Origin of the sequence: Burkholderia stagnalis, assembly GCF_039848545.1 — a bacterium.
Classification (GTDB): domain Bacteria; phylum Pseudomonadota; class Gammaproteobacteria; order Burkholderiales; family Burkholderiaceae; genus Burkholderia; species Burkholderia stagnalis.
The window spans coordinates 3468328-3485677 of sequence record NZ_CP156685.1 but is presented as its reverse complement, the minus strand read 5'-3'; the positions used below and the strand labels follow the sequence as shown (position 1 = coordinate 3485677).

Genomic DNA, 17350 nt, shown 5'->3' with positions numbered 1-17350 from the left:
GCGGATACGGCGACTGGATGACCGGTGTGACGGGCCGGGCCTCAGGGCGGGCACGATGGCCCGGGAACGGCCCGTTCGATGCGGCCCGCGCGGCATCGTGCGCGGGCGAATTGCGATGCGCCTGCGTGCGGCTTCGTGCTGCCTCGTGCGGGTGAGCGGCGCAGTCGACGGCCGGTCAAGGCGCAAACGTGCGTAGGATCGTCAATCGGACGTAAAAACGCAAGTCGACCGGATGGCCGGGCACCGGTTCCGGTGGATTTTGACAAACAATGCAAGATCGCGGACTGGCGGACTGGCGGACTGGCGGACTGGCGGACCAGCGGACCAGCGGACCAGCGGACCAGCGGACCAGCGGCCCGGCGGCCCGGCGGCCCGGCGGCCCGTGCGGCCCGTGCGGCCCGTGCGTCGCGGACGTCGCGGACGTCGCGGACGTCGCGGACGTCGCGCGCACGGGCGGCCGCGGCCGCTTACGTCCCGTTCTTCCCGGTCGCGCCGGCGGCGTCGCCGGACGCCGTGTTGGCCGGGCAGGGCACGGGCGGCGCGGCGTTCTTGCCGCCGGACGTCGCCGCCGGCGTGGCGGCGCGGCGCGCGGCCATCGCGCGCACGCCGCTGGCCGCCTGCGTCGCGATCGCGTCGAGCGCGCGCCGGTGGCCGGCGACGAGCGCGTCGTAGCCGCTGCCGACCGGCTCGGCGACGCTCGTGCGGCAGGTCATCACCGTCTGCGTGCCGACCGCGCGCACGCTCCACACCGCGTCGATCGCCGCGCGCTTGCCGGGCCACGACTCGAAGCGCTGCACGTTGACGCTCACCCGGTACACGGGCGTGCCGGGCGGATACGCGGAATTCACGACGTCGATCGTGTCGAGCTGCGCGGCGAGATCGTCGGACAGCGCACGGCGGATCTCGTCGGCGGGCGGCGACGCCCAGCGCTCCAGTTCGAGCACGTCGACCTGTGTGCTGTCCTTCTGCACGACGAGCTGGCTCTTCGCGACCTGATCGGGCACGCCGACGGCCGGCACCTCGATCAGGAACGGCGGATTGGCGGGCGTCGTGCGCACCGCACGCGCCGCGTCGGCGGGGCTCAGCGTATAGAACCGCGCGGGCGGCGAGCTGCACGCGGCGAGCGCCAGCGTGGCGAGCACCGCCGCCGCGCCGCTCGCGAAACCGTTCACGCGTGTCGTCATTTTTGATCTCCTGGCTTGCCCTTGAGCAGCGATTCGGGGTGGCGCTCCAGATAGTCGGAGAGCGCATTCAGCGATTGCAGCGTGCGCGTGAGTTCCTTCAGCGCGCCGCGCACGTCGGATTGCATCGGCGAATCCTGCTGCAGCGTCGCTTCGGCGGCCGAGAAGGTCTGCTTCGCGGCCGACAGCGTGTCGCGGGCCTCGGGCATGACCTGCGAGTCGAGCTGCTTGAACAGCCGGTCGGCGTTCGCGAGCGTGCTGTTCAGGTTCTTGCCGATCTGCTCGAACGGCACCTTGTCGAGCTTCTTCGCGATGTCGGCGACCTGCACCTGCAACTCCTCGAGCTCGTTCGCCACGGTCGGCAGCTCGAGCGGCACGCGCGCCGCGTCGATCTTCACTGCCGGCGCCTTCGGGAAGAAGTCGAGCGCGACGTACAGCTGGCTCGTCAGCAGGTTGCCGGTGCGCAGCTGGCCGCGCAGCCCGCGTGCGACGAGCCGCTCGACGATCTCGCGGCGGGCCGGTTCGCCCTTGCTCTCGATCGACTCGCGGAAGCGCCGGCCGAGCCGTTCCGGGAAGATGCTCATCGTCACCGGCATCGTGAAGTTCTTCGTCTTCGGGTCGTAGTCGATGCCGATGTTGGTCACTTCGCCGAGCACGATGCCGCGGAAGTCGACCGGCGCGCCCACCGCCAGCCCGCGCAGCGACTGGTTGAAGTCCATCACGACCTGAAGCGGCGGGCCATCCGGGTCGCGCATCGCGTCGGCCTGGTCGGCGGCGAGGCGGAACGTCGTGTTGCCCGGCGCCGTCGCGCCCGTGGTCTGGTTCGGCGGCGTCTGGAACGCGATGCCGCCGAGGATCACCGTCGCGAGCGACTGCGTGTTCAGCTTCAGCCCGCTCGAATCGAGCCGCAGGTCGACGCCGCTTGCCTGCCACCAGCGCGAGTTCTCGCCGACGTACTGGTCGTACGGCGCGTTCACGAACACGTTGAAGGTCACGCCCGTGCCGTCCTTGTCGAGCGAGAAGCCCACCACCTGGCCGACCTGCACGCGCCGGTAGTAGACCGGCGAGCCGATGTCGACCGAACCGAGCGAATCGCCGCGCAGCACGTACTGCGCGCCCTTCTGGTCGCCGGTGACGGCCGGCGGCGTCTCGAGCCCGGCGAACTCGGTCTGGGACTCCGACGAACGGCCCGCGTCGACGCCGATGTACGCGCCCGACAGCAGCGTGCCGAGCCCCGACACGCCGGTCGCGCCCACGCGCGGCCGCACGATCCAGAAGCGCGAGCCCTTGACCGCGAAGTTCTCCGATTCCTTCTTGAGCTGCACGCCGACCAGCACGCGCGTCAGGTCCTTCGACAGCGTGATCGCCTTGACCATGCCGATCTCGACGTCCTTGTACTTGACCTGGGTCTTGCCGGGCTCGAGGCCTTCGGCGCTGTGGAAGGTGAGGGTGATTTCCGGGCCGCGCTCGCGCACGGACTTGATCACGAGGCCGATGCCGATCAGCGCGGCGATCAGCGGCACGAGCCAGACCAGCGACGGCAGCCAGCCGCTTTTCGTCGAGATCGCGGGATCCTGCGGCGGGGGCTGATCGGGGGCCGGACGGCCGTCTTGCTGCGGGCCTTGCGGACTATTCATGGTTTTTCCCTGAGGTTTCTACCGGATCCCAGATCAGGCGGGGATCGAACTGCATCGACGCGAGCATCGTCAGGATCACGACCGAACCGAACGCGAGCGCGCCGGGGCCGGCCGTGATGACGGCGAGCGAACGGAAATGGACGAGCGCGACGGTGAGCGTCACGACGAAGATGTCGAGCATCGACCAGCGGCCGATGCGCTCGACGATCCGGAACAGCCGCGTGCGCTGCATCGGCCGCCACGGCGAGCGGCGCTGCGCGCTGATCACGAGGATCACCAGCACGCCGAGCTTGAGCATCGGCACGAGGATGCTCGCGACGAACACGACGACCGCGAGCGGCCAGTCGCCCGAGGCCCAGAACAGCACGACGCCGCTCATGATCGTGTCCTGCTGCGCGCCGACCAGCGACGCGGTGCGCATGATCGGCAGCAGGTTCGCCGGGATGTAGAGGATCGCGGCGGCGATCAGCAGCGCCCAGGTGCGCGCGATGCTGTTCGGCGTGCGGAAATGGAGCGCGGCGTGGCAGCGCGCGCAGCGGGCATGCGGATGGTCGAGCGTCTGCACGAGGCCGCAGGTATGGCAGCTCGCGAGGCCCGCGCGGGCGGCGGTGGGCGTGGTCATCGGCGCGCCTCCGGGCGAGGTGCGGCACTGGGCGCGCGGCCGGCGCGCAGGTCGTCGACGAGATCCCACAGCAGCATCGGATCGAACATCAGCACGACGGCGATCATCAGCGTGAGCGCGGCGAACGCGAACAGCGCGGCTTCCGGCACGACGCGCGCGAGTGTGACCATCTTCACGATGGTCACGACGATGCCGAGCATGAAGACTTCGATCATCCCCCACGGCCGCACCAGCTGGATCGCGCGCAGCACGAGGTTGAAGCCGGGCGGCACGAGGCCGCGCCGCAGCGGGAACAGCAGGTACAGGAGCGCGGACATCTCGACGAGCGGAAACAGCACGGTCGAGCAGAACACCATCGCGGCGACGGGCGCCATGTCCTGGCGCCACAGCGATTCGATCGCGCCGAACAGCGTGGTCTGCACGCGGTTGCCGTTCACGTCCATCTCGAGGATCGGGAACGCCTGCGCGATCATGAACGTGATCAGCGCCGCGAGCGTGAGGGCGCAGATCCGGTCGAGCTGCGCCGAGCTGCTGCGGTAGAGCACCGCGTCGCAGCGCGGGCAGTGCGCGACGTCACGGCCGCCAAGGCGCGGTTTGTGCAACAGTGCGTCGCACTCGTGACAGGCAATCAGGTCGTGTCGTTGCATGAGGAAAGCAGTTGCGCGACGGCGGGAAATCGCGTCGGCGGGGCCGGAACCCGCGCCAATCTTACCAAAACGCCATTTTGGCCGTGTCAATCCCCCGGCCGGGTGTGACCGGCCGGTAACGTCATGCACGGGGCCATCCCGGCGGCGGCGTCCGTGCTCGGAGTCCGCGCGCGACAAAAGGTTGCGGTAGCATGGCGCCCTTGGCTTTCGTCGGACGCATGCCGGCGCGGCCTTTCGCTGAACTGAGGAACCCATGGGATCGAATTCGCTGCGGGCCGCGCCGTCCCGCTACACGCATACGGCGATCGCGCTGCACTGGCTGATCGCGCTCCTGATCGTCGGCGGCTTCGCGCTCGGCTGGGTGATGACCGACATCCCGGGCTTCACGCCGACGAAGCTCAAGTATTTCTCGTGGCACAAGTGGATCGGCGTGACCGTGTTCGCGCTTGCGATCCTGCGCGTGCTGTGGCGCGCGACCCACATGCCGCCGCCGCCGCCCGCGATGCCGGTGCTGCAGCGGCTCGGCGCGCATGGCGTGCACTTCCTGCTGTACGTGCTGATGCTGGTGATTCCGGTGACGGGCTACCTGTACAGCTCGGCGGCGAACATTCCGGTGGTGTACCTCGGCATCGTGCCGCTGCCGACCCTGATCGGCCCCGATCCGGTGCTCAAGGAAACCTTCAAGACGATCCACGTCTATTTGAATTACATTCTGCTTGCACTCGTCGCGCTGCACGTGCTCGCGGTGGTCAAGCACCAGCTGTTCGACCGTGACGGCCTGCTGTCGCGGATGCTCCCTTTTGCCAAATGAAGGATCCCATGAAAGTGTCTTTCTCCCGCTCCATGCTGGCCGCGCTCGCCGCGGTGTCGTTTGCCGCGTCGGGCGCGGCGCATGCCGACGTCGACCTGGCGAAAAGCAAGGTATCCGCCGTGTCGAAGCAGATGAACGTGCCGACCGAAGGCGTGTTCAAGAAGTTCGCGGCGCAGGTGAAGTTCGATCCGGCCAAGGCCGCGCAGGGCAGCGCGCAGGTGACCATCGACATCGCCAGCTACGATCTCGGCGACAAGATGTACAACGACCAGGTCGCCGGCAAGGACTGGTTCGACGCGAAGGCGTATCCGCAGGCGACCTTCGTGTCGTCGGCGATCGCGCCCGCGGGCGGCAACAAGTACAACGTGACGGGCAAGCTGACGATCAAGGGCAAGGCCGAGACGATCACGGTGCCGGTCACGGTCACGCAGAGCGGCGCGACGCAGACCTTCGACGGCGTGCTGCCGATCAAGCGTTCCGCGTACAACATCGGCACCGGCGAATGGAAGGACACGTCGGTCGTCGCTGATGAGGTGCAAATCAAGTTTCACATCGTATCCGCGAAGTAAGCGGGAGAGTGTCGTGCAAACCGATGCCGCGCTCCTGCGCGGCGACGTTCCAAGGAGATTGAATTGAACAAGCATCTGATGATCGCGGCGGGTGCGCTCGCCGCTTCGCTGTCGTTTTCCGCGTTCGCCGATGTGGCGACCTACCAGTTCGACCCGTCCCACACGTATCCGAGCTTCGAGGCCGACCACTTCGGCGGCCTGTCGGTCTGGCGCGGCAAGTTCGACAAGTCGAAGGGCTCGGTCACGCTCGATCGCGCGGCGAAGACCGGCACGGTCGACGTGACGACCGACGTCGGCTCGATCAGCACGGGCAGCACGAAGCTCGACGAGCACCTGCAGACGGCCGAGTTCTTCGACGCGGCGAAGTTCCCGCAAGCGAGCTACAAGGGCAAGATCAAGTTCGACGGCGACAAGCCGGTCGAAGTGGTCGGCAACCTGACGCTGCACGGCGTCACCAAGCCGCTGACGCTGAAGATCGACTCGTTCAAGTGCATGCCGCACCCGATGCTCAAGCGTGAAGTGTGCGGCGTCGATGCGGTCGGCGAATTCAGCCGCGACGATTTCGGCCTCGACTACGGCAAGCAGTACGGCTTCAAGATGACGACCAAGCTGCTGATCACGGCCGAAGCGGTCAAGCAGTAAGGCCTCGGTCGCGCAGGGCGGGCAGCATGCCCGCCCGCCGCATGAACCGCCGCGTTCCCACTGGGGGCGTGGCGGTTTTTTGTTGCCCGCGGCGCGCCTATAATCGCCCGAGCGTCGACGGTGGCGCAGGCCGCGCGGCCGTGCGAACGCGAACGAACAACAACCGGGAGATTGCCCATGCATGCCGTCACGTCGCCTCGTTCCATCGTTTCGTCGCCGCGCGTGTGGCGCGCGGTCGTTGCCGCGTCGATCGGCAATGCGCTCGAGTGGTTCGACCTCGTCGTCTACGGCTTCTTCGCGGTGACGATCTCGAAGCTGTTCTTCCCGGCCGGCAACGACACGGTGTCGCTGCTGCTCACGCTCGGCACGTTCGGCGTGTCGTTCTTCATGCGCCCGCTCGGCGCGATCGTGCTCGGCGCCTATGCGGACCGCGCGGGCCGCAAGGCGGCGCTGACGCTGTCGATCCTGCTGATGATGGCCGGCACGCTCGTGATCGCGGTGCTGCCGACCTACGCGACGATCGGCATCGCCGCGCCGCTGATCCTCGTCGCGGCCCGGCTGGTGCAGGGCTTCTCGGCGGGCGGCGAATTCGGCAGCGCGACCGCGTTCCTCGCCGAGCACGTGCCGGGCCGGCGCGGTTTCTTCGCGAGCTGGCAGATCGCGAGCCAGGGGCTGACGACGCTGCTCGCCGCGGCGTTCGGCACCGTGCTGAACGCGCAGCTCACGGCCGCGCAGATGGCCGCGTGGGGCTGGCGAATCCCGTTCTTCTTCGGCCTGCTGCTCGGCCCCGTCGCGTACTACATCCGCGCGAAGGTCGACGAGACGCCCGAGTTCCTCGCCGCGCGCACCACCGACAGCCCGCTGCGCGACACGTTCGCATCGCACAAGGCGCGCCTCGTCGCATCGATCGGTGTGGTCGTGCTCGGCACCGTCACGACCTACCTCGTGCTGTTCATGCCGACCTATGGCGTGAAGGAGCTGGGCCTGTCGCCGTCGGCCGCGTTCGCGGCGATTCTCGTGGTGGGCGTGATCCAGATGGGGTTCGCGCCGCTCGTCGGCCACTGGTCGGACCGTTATGGGCGCGTGCGCGTGATGGTCGCGCCGGCGCTCGGCATCCTCGTGCTGATCTATCCGGCGTTCGCGTACCTGGTCGCGCACCCGGGCTTCGGCACGCTGATCGCGATGCAGGTGGTGTTCGCGTTCCTGATGACCGGCTATTTCGCGGCGCTGCCGGGGCTGCTGTCCGAGATGTTTCCGGTGCAGACGCGCACGACGGGGATGTCGCTTGCCTATAACGTCGGGGTGACGATCTTCGGCGGCTTCGGGCCGTTCATCATCGCGTGGCTGATCCGCGCGACCGGCATGAAGACCGCGCCGAGCTTCTACCTGATGTTCGCGGCGGTGCTGAGCCTTGCCGCGCTGGCGGTGCTGCGCAAGCGGTTCGGGGTCCGCTGACGCGGGGGAGGGCGCACATAAACAAAAAGGCCGGTTCGAGCGAACCGGCCTTTTCCGTTTGCCGAAGCGGCGACGCGCTTACACCTGCGCGCCGGCGTTCGGATCGTCCGGATCGTGCGCGAGCTTCTTGTCCTTGATCAGGTCTTCGCGCTTGATGCCGAGCCACATCGCGAGCGAGCCGGCGACGAACACCGACGAATAGATGCCGAACAAGATGCCGACCGTCAGCGCGAGCGCGAAGTAGTGCAGCGTCGGGCCGCCGAAGAAGAACATCGACAGCACCATCATTTCGGTCGATGTGTGCGTGATGATCGTGCGCGACATCGTGGTCGTGATCGCGTGGTTGATCACTTCCTGCACGGTCATCTTGCGTTCGCGGCGGAACGTCTCGCGGATCCGGTCGAAGACGACGACCGACTCGTTCACCGAGTAGCCGAGCACCGCGAGGATCGCCGCGAGCACCGCGAGCGAGAACTCCCACTGGAAGAACGCGAAGAAGCCGAGAATGATCACGACGTCGTGCAGGTTCGCGATGATGCCGGCGACCGCGTACTTCCATTCGAAGCGGAACGACAGGTAGATCACGATGCCGATCACCACGCACGCGAGCGCGAGCAGGCCGTCGGTCGCGAGCTCCCGGCCGACCTGCGGGCCGACGAACTCGACGCGCTGCAGCGTCACGTCCGGGCTCTGCGCCTTCAGCGCGGCCATCACCTGGTCGCTCTGCTGCGCGGACGTGAGCCCTTCCTTGAGCTGCAGGCGGATCAGCACGTTGCGCGACGTGCCGAAGTTCTGCACCTGCGCGTCGGCATAGCCGAGCTTGCCGAGCGTCGCGCGCACGGGCTCGAGCTGCGCGGCCTGCTGATACTGCACCTCGACCACCGTGCCGCCCGTGAACTCGACGGACAGATGCAGCCCGCGATGGAGCAGGAAGAACACGGCAGCGACGAACGTCACCAGCGAGATCACGTTGAAAATCAACGCGTGCCGCATGAACGGGATGTCTTTACGGATGCGGAAAAATTCCATGGTCGTCTCCGGGGCTTATTGGGGCGAGCCCGGTTTTTTCGGCGACGGCGACACCCGCTGCTGCGCGCGGTTGCGCAGTTGCGGCTTGCCGGCGCGCGGCGCGTTGCTCTTCGCGGGCGCGGCGAGCTTCGCGGCGCGCGCGGTGTCGGTCGATTCGTCCGCGGCGGCGAACGATGCCGCGCCGGCCGCGGCGGCGCCTTCCGGACGCCACACCTGGCCGATCGCGAGCGACTTCAGCTTCTTGCGGCCGCCGTACCAGAGGTTGACGAGCCCGCGCGAGAAGAACACCGCGGAGAACATCGACGTCAGGATGCCGATACAGTGCACGATCGCGAACGCGCGCACCGGGCCCGAGCCGAACGCGAGCAGCGCGAGGCCGGCGATCAGCGTCGTGACGTTCGAATCGAGAATCGTCGCCCACGCATGCGCGTAGCCGGCCTGGATCGCGACCTGCGGCGGCTGGCCCGCGCGCAGTTCCTCGCGCACGCGTTCGTTGATCAGCACGTTCGAGTCGATCGCCATGCCGAGCGCGAGCGCGATGGCGGCGATGCCGGGCAGCGTCAGCGTCGCCTGCATCAGCGACAGCACGGCGACGAGCAGCAGCAGGTTCACCGACAGGCCGATCACCGAGATCATGCCGAACAGCATGTAGTACGCGATCATGAACACGGCGATCGCGCAGAAGCCCCAGATCACCGAGTGGATGCCCATCTTGATGTTGTCGGCGCCGAGGCTCGGGCCGATCGTGCGCTCCTCGATGATGTCCATCGGCGCCGCGAGCGAGCCGGCGCGCAGCAGCAGCGCGAGGTCGGCCGCGGCCTGCGGGGTCGGCTGGCCGGTGATCTGGAAGCGGTCGCCGAGCTCCGACTGGATCGTCGCGACCGTCAGCACCTCGCCCTTGCCCTTCTCGAACAGCACCATCGCCATCGGCTTGCCGATGTTCTCGCGCGACACCGCGCGCACCGAACGGCCGCCGGCCGAGTCGAGACGGATGTTGACCGACGGGCGCTGGTGCTCGTCGAAGCCGGCCGACGCGTCGATGATGCGGTCGCCGGTGAAGATCACGTCCTTCTTCAGCAGCACGGGCGCCTGGTTGCCCTGCGTGAACAGTTCCTCGCCCGGCGGCACCGGATCGTTCGGATTCGGGTGCGTGTTGAGCGGATCGGCGAGGCGCGCCTCGAGCGTTGCGGTGCGGCCGATGATGTCCTTCGCCTTCGCGGTGTCCTGTACGCCCGGCAGCTCGACGACGATGCGGTCGCTGCCCTGCTGCTGCAGGATCGGCTCCGACACGCCGAGTTCGTTGACCCGGTTGTGGAGCGTCGTCAGGTTCTGCTTGAGCGCGGCATCTTCGACGGCCTTCTGCACGGCCGGGGTGAACGTGCCGACCACCTGCACGCCGCCGCCGCCGGGCTGGGTCGCCCATTGCAGTTCGGTGATCGACGTGGCGAGCAGCTTGCGCGCGTCGTCGGCGACTTGCGGATCGCTGAAGTTGACGACGACGGACTGGTCGACGCGGCTCACGCCGCCGTCGCGGATGTTCTTGTCACGCAGCAGCGTGCGGGCGTCGGACGCGTCGGAATCGAGCTTCTTCGTCAGCGCGCCGGTCATGTCGACCTGCAGCAGGAAGTGGACACCGCCGCGCAGGTCGAGGCCGAGATACATCGGCAGCGCGTGCAGCGCGGTCAGCCAGCGCGGCGACGCGCTCTGCAGGTTCAGCGCGACGACGTACTGCGGATCGTTCGGATCGGCGTTCAGCGCCTTCTGCAGGAGGTCCTTGACGCGCAGCTGCGTATCGGTGTCCTTCAGGCGCACGCGGATGTTCGCGTTGGCGGCCGTGTTCTCGAAGGTGACATCGTCCGGCTTGACCTGGGCGGTCGCGAGCGCGGCTTCGACCTGGCTCAGCGTCGCCGAGTCGAGCTTGACCGTGGCCTTGCCGCTCGACACCTGCACCGCCGGCGCTTCGCCGAAGAAATTGGGCAATGTGTACAGAAAGCCGATGGCGAGCGCCACGACCATCACGACATATTTCCAGAGTGGGTAACGATTCATGAGGGGGGCCGAACGGGGTAGTTGGCTTGAAAGCGTCGCGTCCGGCGCCGCGCGGGGGCCCGCAACTCGGGCGGGCGCGGCGCGGGGAGCCGGACGCTCGGGGAAGGGCTTACAGCGACTTGATCGTGCCCTTCGGCAGAATGGTCGTGACGGCGGCCTTCTGCACGGTGATTTCGGTGCCTTCGGCGATCTCGACGCCGATGTAGGCCTCCGACACCTTCGTCACCTTGCCGACGAGCCCGCCGCTGGTGACCACTTCGTCGCCCTTGGCCATCGCCGAGAGCATGTTGCGGTGCTCCTTCTGCCGCTTCATCTGCGGACGGATCATGATGAAGTAGAGCACGGCAAACATCAGGATGAGCGGCAGGAAGCTCATCAGGCTCGATTCGGCGCCACCCGCGGCACCTTGCGCGAAGGCATTGGAAATGAACGGCACGTTGGTCTCTCCGTAAGGGAAGATCGAAAATTAAGCCGGTTATTCTACCACCGGCCCCAAGCCGCGACGGCGTGGCAAATGCGCTTTGGGATCAAGCTGTTAAAGCGGAATTCGGCGCCATTGCGGCTTGCGAAGAAAGGCAATTGTAATGTTTGGTGGTCGGGATCGATAGCTTTCCGGGCCTTTTTAGTACTTGTCTCAGCCCGTGGACCGTGCGGGCCCGTCAGTCGACCCCTCTCGCGCGATCCTCCGCGAAGCGCTGGCGGAACGCGTCGAACGTATGGGTTTCGATCGCGTCGCGGATCTCGCTCATCAGCTGCAGGTAGTAGTGCAGGTTGTGGATCGTGTTGAGCTGCGCGCCGAGGATCTCGCCGACGCGGTGCAGGTGGTGCAGGTAGCCGCGCGAGAAGTTCTGGCACGTGTAGCACGTGCAGCTCGGGTCGAGCGGCTTCAGCGAATTCTTGTGCGTCGCGTTGCGGATCTTCACGTCGCCGAAGCGGGTGAACAGCCAGCCGTTGCGCGCGTTGCGGGTCGGCATCACGCAGTCGAACATGTCGATGCCGTTGGCGACGCCCGCGACGAGATCCTCCGGCGTGCCGACGCCCATCAGGTAGTGCGGCTTGTGCGCCGGCAGCTTCGGGCCGACGTGCTGCAGCACGCGCATCATGTCTTCCTTCGGCTCGCCCACCGACAGCCCGCCGATCGCGAGGCCGTGGAAGTCGAGTTCCGCGAGGCCCGCGAGCGATTCGTCGCGCAGGTCCTCGAACATCCCCCCCTGGACGATCCCGAACAGCGCGTTCGGGTTGCCGAGCCGGTCGAACTCGTCGAGCGAGCGCTTCGCCCAGCGCAGCGACATCCGCATCGAGTCGGCCGCTTCCTTGTGCGTGGTCGGCACGCCGTTGGTCGCGTAGGGCGTGCATTCGTCGAACTGCATCACGATGTCCGAGTTCAGCACCTTCTGGATCTGCATCGACACTTCCGGCGACAGGAACAGCTTGTCGCCGTTGATCGGTGACGCGAACGTGACGCCGTCCTCGGTGATCTTGCGCAGGTCGCCGAGCGAGAACACCTGGAAGCCGCCCGAATCGGTCAGGATCGGCTTGTTCCAGCCCATGAAGCCGTGCAGGCCGCCGTGCGCGTCGATCGTGTCGAGGCCCGGGCGCAGCCACAGGTGGAACGTGTTGCCGAGGATGATCTGGGCCTTGATCTCGTGCAGCTCGCGCGGCTGGATCGCCTTCACGGTGCCGTAGGTGCCGACCGGCATGAAGATCGGCGTCTCGACCACGCCGTGGTTGAGCGTCACGCGGCCGCGGCGCGCGTGGCCGTCGGTCGTCAGCAGGTCGAATTTCAGGCCGTTGTGCGGCCGGAGGTGGGCGTGCGTATCGTGGGATGAACCTTCGGTCATCGCGTTGTTCTCCTTGCCACCGGAAATGCTTTGCATGGGACCAGAGTAGTCGCTAAAGCGCCAACTCTGGATCGCAAGTCCGGCGCATGTTGAAGACGCCGCCGGCGGGCCGGCGGCGGGGAAGATCGGGTGAGCGCTATCGTAGCCTGCGGCGGGCGTGCGCGGCGTTTATGCGCCGGGCGCCTGCGGCGCGTCGCGCCGCGTGAGCAGCATCGCGTCGCCGTAGCTGAAGAAGCGGTAGCGCTGCTCGATCGCGTGCCGGTACGCGGCGCGGATCGTGTCGACGCCCGCGAACGCGGACACCAGCATCAGCAGCGTCGACTTCGGCAGGTGGAAGTTCGTCACGAGCCGGTCGACCACGCGAAACGCGTAGCCGGGCGTGATGAAGATGTCGGTCTCGGCCTGCGTCGCGGCGAGCGGGCGGCCCGCGGCGGCGGCGTCGCGCGCCGCGGCCTCGAGCGCGCGCATCGACGTCGTGCCGACCGCGATCACGTTGCCGCCGCGCGCGCGGGTCGCGGCGATCTTGTCGACGAGCGACTGCGGCAGTTCGTACCACTCGCTGTGCATCTTGTGTTCGGCGATGTTCTCGACGCGCACCGGCTGGAACGTGCCCGCGCCGACGTGCAGCGTCAGCGTCGCGCGCTCGACGCCCATCGCGTCGAGCTGCGCGAGCAGCGGCGCGTCGAAGTGCAGGCCGGCCGTCGGCGCGGCGACCGCGCCCGGGTTGCGCGCGTAGACGGTCTGGTAGCGGGTTTCGTCGGTCGCGTCCGGATCGTGCTCGATGTAGGGCGGCAGCGGCAGGCGGCCGTACTGCTCGATCAGGTTCAGGCACGGCGCCGGGAAATGCAGCGTGAAGAACGGCTCGACGCGCTCGCCGACCGTCACGTCGAAAGCGTCGGCGAGCGTCAGCGTCGTGCCGGGCCCCGGCGACTTGCTCGCGCGGATCTGCGCGAGCGCGGTGTGGGTGCCCGTCACGCGCTCGATCAGCACCTCGATCCTGCCGCCGCTCGCCTTGTGGCCGAAGAAGCGCGCCTTCAGCACCTTGGTGTCGTTGAACACGAGCAGGTCGCCGGCCGAGATGCACGACGGCAGCTCGGCGAAACGGCGGTCGACGAGGCGCGCCGGCGCGGCCGTGTTGTCGACCTCGAGCAGGCGGCTCGCGGTGCGGTCGGGCAGCGCGGTTTGCGCGATCAGCTCGGGCGGCAGATTGAAATCGAAATCGGAAAGCGTGAACATGCGGGCTGGTTCGAAACGGCCGGCGGGCGCCGCCAGCAAGGCGGAAACGCATAAATGGGGCGCGCGAGCCGCTATGATGGCGGGATGCGCGGCCTGGCCGGCGTCGTTCGTTGGACGACGTGAAAGCCGCTATTGTACTTGCCTTGCGAAGCACCCAGACGATCCGATGCCTGTGTCCCCACGCCGTTCCGCCACCGCCGTTGCCGATTCCGCCGACCCGTTCGACGCGGAGGACGCCGCACCGCCCGCGCCACCTGCGCAATCCGCGGGGCAGCGGCGGGCCGGCCCGCGGCGCGGCGCCGACGGGCGGCTCGCGCAGCCGGCCGCCGCCGCGCCCGGCGTGACGGACGGCGCCACGGATGAGGCGTCCGACGCAGCCGGCACCACCGCCGCGAAGCGCAAGAAAAAGGCCGCCGCCGACAAGCCCGTGAAGACCGCCGACAAGCTCGCGAAGCTCGGCCTCACGCGCTCGATCGATCTCGTGCTGCACCTGCCGATGCGCTACGAGGACGAAACCACGCTCACGCCGATCGGCGAGCTGCTGCCCGGCGGCGTCTCGCAGGCGGAAGGCGTCGTGTTCGACAACGAAGTCGCGTACCGGCCGCGCCGCCAGCTCGTCGTGAAGATCCAGGACGACGACGGCGAGCAGCTGGTGCTGCGCTTCCTGAATTTCTACGGCTCGCAGGTCAAGCAGATGGCCGTCGGCCAGCGGCTGCGCGTGCGCGGCGACGTGCGCGGCGGCTTCTTCGGGATGGAGATGGTGCATCCCGCGGTGCGCGTCGTCGAAGCCGATGCGCCGCTGCCGCAGGTGCTCACGCCCGTCTACCCGAGCACGGCCGGCGTATCGCAGGCATACCTGCGCAAGGCGATCGAGAACGCGGTCGAGCGCACGCCGCTGCCCGAGCTGCTGCCGCCCGAGATCGACCGCGCGTACCTGCGCCCGCTCGGCGTGCCGTCGCTGGCCGACGCGGTGCGCATCCTGCACCACCCGGGCGTCGATTCCGACGAAGCCGCGCTGATGGACGGCTCGCACCCCGCGTGGACCCGCATCAAGTTCGACGAGCTGCTCGCGCAGCAGCTGTCGCTGAAGCGCGCGCACGAGGAGCGCCGCACGCGCTCGGCGCCCGCGATGCCGCGCCGCGCCGCGAACGACGCCGGCGCGCTGACGACGCGCCTGTACGCGGCGCTGCCGTTCACGCTGACCGGCGCGCAGGCGCGCGTCGTCGACGAGATCGCGCACGACCTGACGCTGCCGCACCCGATGCAGCGGTTGCTGCAGGGCGACGTCGGCAGCGGCAAGACTGTCGTCGCGGCGCTCGCGGCCGCGCAGGCGATCGACGCCGGCTACCAGGCCGCGCTGATGGCGCCGACCGAGATCCTCGCCGAACAGCACGCGCGCAAGCTGCGCGGCTGGCTCGAGCCGCTCGGCGTGTCGGTTGCGTGGCTGGCCGGCAGCCTGAAGGCGAAGGAGAAGCGCGCGGCGATCGAGGCGGCCGCGCTCGGCACCGCGCAGCTCGTGATCGGTACGCACGCGATCATCCAGGATGCGGTCGAGTTCGCGCGGCTCGGCCTCGTGATCGTCGACGAACAGCACCGCTTCGGCGTCGAGCAGCGCCTCGCGCTGCGCGCGAAGGCCGCCAACGCGGCGGACGGCGCGCAGGGCTTCCAGCCGCATCAGCTGATGATGTCGGCCACGCCGATCCCGCGCACGCTCGCGATGACCTACTACGCAGATCTCGAGGTATCGACGATCGACGAGCTGCCGCCCGGCCGCACGCCGATCATGACGCGCCTCGTCGGCGACGCGCGGCGCGACGAGGTGATCGGGCGGGTGCGCGAGGCCGCGCTGACGGGCCGCCAGGTGTACTGGGTGTGCCCGCTGATCGAGGAGAGCGAGACGCTGCAGCTGCAGACGGCCGTCGAGACCTACGAGACGCTCGTCGCCGCGCTGCCCGAGCTGAAGGTCGGGCTCGTGCACGGGCGGCTGTCGCCGGCCGACAAGGCGGCGGTGATGGACGCGTTCACGCGCAACGAAGTGCAGCTGCTCGTCGCGACGACCGTGATCGAGGTCGGCGTCGACGTGCCGAACGCGTCGCTGATGGTGATCGACCACGCGGAGCGCTTCGGCCTCGCGCAGCTGCACCAGCTGCGCGGGCGGGTGGGGCGCGGCACCGCGGCGTCGGTGTGCGTGCTGCTGTACAGCGGGCCGCTGTCGATCGCCGGCCGCGCGCGGCTGAAGACGATGCGCGAGACCACCGACGGCTTCGAGATCGCGCGGCGCGATCTCGAAATCCGCGGCCCCGGCGAATTCCTCGGCGCGCGCCAGTCGGGCGCGGCGATGCTGCGCTTCGCGAACCTCGAGACGGACGGCTGGCTGATCGATCCGGCGCGCGAGGCGGCGGCGCGGCTGATCGCCGGGTATCCGGACGTCGTCACGCAGCATCTCGCGCGCTGGCTCGGCGCGCGTGAGCAGTACCTGAAAGCATGAGATCCACTGATTAGGGGTCGGATTTAAAAGCGCGAAATCGTGCGTCAGGATGCGGAGAAACTTGGCGAACCGGTGTCATAGGGTGTATAAATTAAACCTATCGCATGTATCCATTTGATTGACCTGCAATGACACTGACTGAACTGAAATACATCGTCGCAGTCGCGCGCGAGCGGCATTTCGGCCGCGCGGCCGAAGCGTGCTTCGTGAGCCAGCCGACGCTGTCGGTGGCGATCAAGAAGCTCGAAGACGAGCTCAACGTGCAGATCTTCGAGCGCGGCGCGAGCGAGGTGAGCGTCACGCCGATCGGCGACCAGATCGTCACGCAGGCCCAGCGCGTGCTCGAGCAGACCTTCGCGATCAAGGAGATCGCGAAGCAGGGCAAGGACCCGCTGGTCGGCCCGTTCCGCCTTGGCGTGATCTACACGATCGGGCCGTACCTGCTGCCGACGCTCGTGAAGCAGATGATCCAGCGCGTTCCGCAGATGCCGCTGATGCTGCAGGAGAACTACACGCTGAAGCTGCTCGAACTGCTGAAGCAGGGCGAGATCGACGCGGCGATCATGGCGCTGCCGTTCCCGGAAACCGGCCTGATGGTGCGGCCCCTGTACGACGAGCCGTTCGTCGTCGCGCTGCCGGCCGGCCATCCGTGGGAAAAGCGTCACCAGATCGACGCGGAGGACCTGAAGCAGGAAACCATGCTGCTGCTCGGCAACGGCCATTGCTTCCGCGACCACGTGCTCGGCGTGTGCCCGGAGCTGATGCGCTTCTCGCAGACGGCCGACGGCATCCAGAAAACCTTCGAGGGCTCGTCGCTCGAGACGATCCGCCACATGGTCGCGAGCGGCGTCGGCATCACCGTGCTGCCGCGCATGTCGGTGGCCGAGGTCGGCCCGCGCGCGAACGGCCCGGACGCCGAGCTGCTGTCGTACGTGCCGTTCAACGACCCGGTGCCCGACCGCCGCGTCGTGCTCGTCTGGCGCAAGAGCTTCACGCGGATGCCCGCGATCGACGCGATCAGCGAGGCGATCACCGCGTGCGAGTTGCCGGGCGTCGCGAAGCTCGACATGCCGGCGACGATGAACTGACCGGGCGCGACCGGTCGTCGCAGTGAACGGGCGGGGCCTTGCAGCCCCGCTTATT

The 17350-nt window shown here is 68.2% G+C and carries 15 protein-coding genes; 6 read left to right on the top strand and 9 right to left on the bottom strand.

Going from position 1 to position 17350, the window contains the following annotated elements; all coding sequences use genetic code 11:
* Nucleotides 1–467: 467 nt before the first annotated feature.
* Genes ABFO07_RS16160 through ABFO07_RS16145 form a run of 4 tightly spaced genes read right to left on the bottom strand, consistent with a single transcriptional unit; the run spans nt 468 to nt 4087 of the window.
* Nucleotides 468–1184 (bottom strand): PqiC family protein, encoded by a 717-nt coding sequence (locus tag ABFO07_RS16160; protein ID WP_347467914.1) that lies wholly within the window; start codon nt 1182–1184, stop codon nt 468–470.
* The gene (locus ABFO07_RS16155) at nt 1181–2818 is read right to left on the bottom strand and encodes an intermembrane transport protein PqiB (protein ID WP_060014152.1); all 1638 of its coding nucleotides are present in this window, start codon (nt 2816–2818) and stop codon (nt 1181–1183) included. Before ABFO07_RS16155 ends, ABFO07_RS16160 begins: the two co-directional genes overlap by 4 nt.
* Nucleotides 2811–3440: a paraquat-inducible protein A gene (locus tag ABFO07_RS16150; RefSeq protein WP_059993265.1), complete on the bottom strand. Its 630-nt coding sequence runs from the start codon at nt 3438–3440 to the stop codon at nt 2811–2813. The genes ABFO07_RS16155 and ABFO07_RS16150 overlap by 8 nt, the downstream gene beginning before the upstream one ends.
* On the bottom strand, nt 3437–4087 hold the full coding sequence (locus tag ABFO07_RS16145) for a paraquat-inducible protein A (protein ID WP_060362672.1): 651 nt from the start codon (nt 4085–4087) through the stop codon (nt 3437–3439). The genes ABFO07_RS16150 and ABFO07_RS16145 overlap by 4 nt, the downstream gene beginning before the upstream one ends.
* Before the next feature lie 253 nt (nt 4088–4340).
* Here ABFO07_RS16145 and ABFO07_RS16140 point away from each other — a divergent pair, with 253 nt between their 5' ends.
* From ABFO07_RS16140 to ABFO07_RS16125, 4 genes are all read left to right on the top strand, one after another.
* Entirely contained in the window at nt 4341–4898 is a 558-nt protein-coding gene (locus ABFO07_RS16140; RefSeq protein ID WP_059565218.1) for a cytochrome b, read from the top strand.
* 8 nt (nt 4899–4906) lie between these two features.
* Complete coding sequence (locus ABFO07_RS16135) at nt 4907–5467, top strand: YceI family protein (RefSeq protein ID WP_059882672.1); 561 nt, start codon at nt 4907–4909, stop codon at nt 5465–5467.
* A gap of 63 nt (nt 5468–5530) precedes the next feature.
* On the top strand, nt 5531–6109 hold the full coding sequence (locus ABFO07_RS16130) for a YceI family protein (RefSeq protein ID WP_059802555.1): 579 nt from the start codon (nt 5531–5533) through the stop codon (nt 6107–6109).
* 177 nt (nt 6110–6286) lie between these two features.
* Nucleotides 6287–7564 (top strand): MFS transporter, encoded by a 1278-nt coding sequence (locus tag ABFO07_RS16125; RefSeq protein ID WP_060014148.1) that lies wholly within the window; start codon nt 6287–6289, stop codon nt 7562–7564.
* 78 nt (nt 7565–7642) lie between these two features.
* On the opposite strand, the gene secF is transcribed toward ABFO07_RS16125, so the two are convergent.
* From secF to queA, 5 genes are all read right to left on the bottom strand, one after another.
* Nucleotides 7643–8593, bottom strand: a complete 951-nt coding sequence (gene secF / locus ABFO07_RS16120) for a protein translocase subunit SecF (protein WP_059889752.1) — start codon at nt 8591–8593, stop codon at nt 7643–7645.
* Between the two features lie 15 nt (nt 8594–8608).
* On the bottom strand, nt 8609–10642 hold the full coding sequence (secD, locus tag ABFO07_RS16115; RefSeq protein ID WP_059565222.1) for a protein translocase subunit SecD: 2034 nt from the start codon (nt 10640–10642) through the stop codon (nt 8609–8611).
* Nucleotides 10643–10751: 109 nt separating this feature from the next.
* Nucleotides 10752–11078 carry a preprotein translocase subunit YajC gene (gene yajC / locus ABFO07_RS16110; RefSeq protein WP_010091397.1) on the bottom strand — a complete coding sequence of 109 codons (327 nt, stop codon included), beginning with the start codon at nt 11076–11078 and terminating at the stop codon, nt 10752–10754.
* 223 nt (nt 11079–11301) lie between these two features.
* Nucleotides 11302–12483 (bottom strand): tRNA guanosine(34) transglycosylase Tgt, encoded by a 1182-nt coding sequence (tgt, locus tag ABFO07_RS16105; RefSeq protein WP_059802597.1) that lies wholly within the window; start codon nt 12481–12483, stop codon nt 11302–11304.
* 168 nt (nt 12484–12651) lie between these two features.
* Complete coding sequence (gene queA, locus ABFO07_RS16100) at nt 12652–13719, bottom strand: tRNA preQ1(34) S-adenosylmethionine ribosyltransferase-isomerase QueA (protein ID WP_060014141.1); 1068 nt, start codon at nt 13717–13719, stop codon at nt 12652–12654.
* A gap of 166 nt (nt 13720–13885) precedes the next feature.
* Here queA and recG point away from each other — a divergent pair, with 166 nt between their 5' ends.
* Both recG and ABFO07_RS16090 read left to right on the top strand, forming a co-directional pair.
* The gene (gene recG, locus ABFO07_RS16095) at nt 13886–16207 is read left to right on the top strand and encodes an ATP-dependent DNA helicase RecG (RefSeq protein WP_059909533.1); all 2322 of its coding nucleotides are present in this window, start codon (nt 13886–13888) and stop codon (nt 16205–16207) included.
* A gap of 128 nt (nt 16208–16335) precedes the next feature.
* A complete protein-coding gene (locus ABFO07_RS16090) occupies nt 16336–17295 on the top strand; it encodes a LysR substrate-binding domain-containing protein (protein ID WP_059565225.1) in 960 nt (319 codons plus the stop codon).
* Nucleotides 17296–17350: the final 55 nt, after the last annotated feature.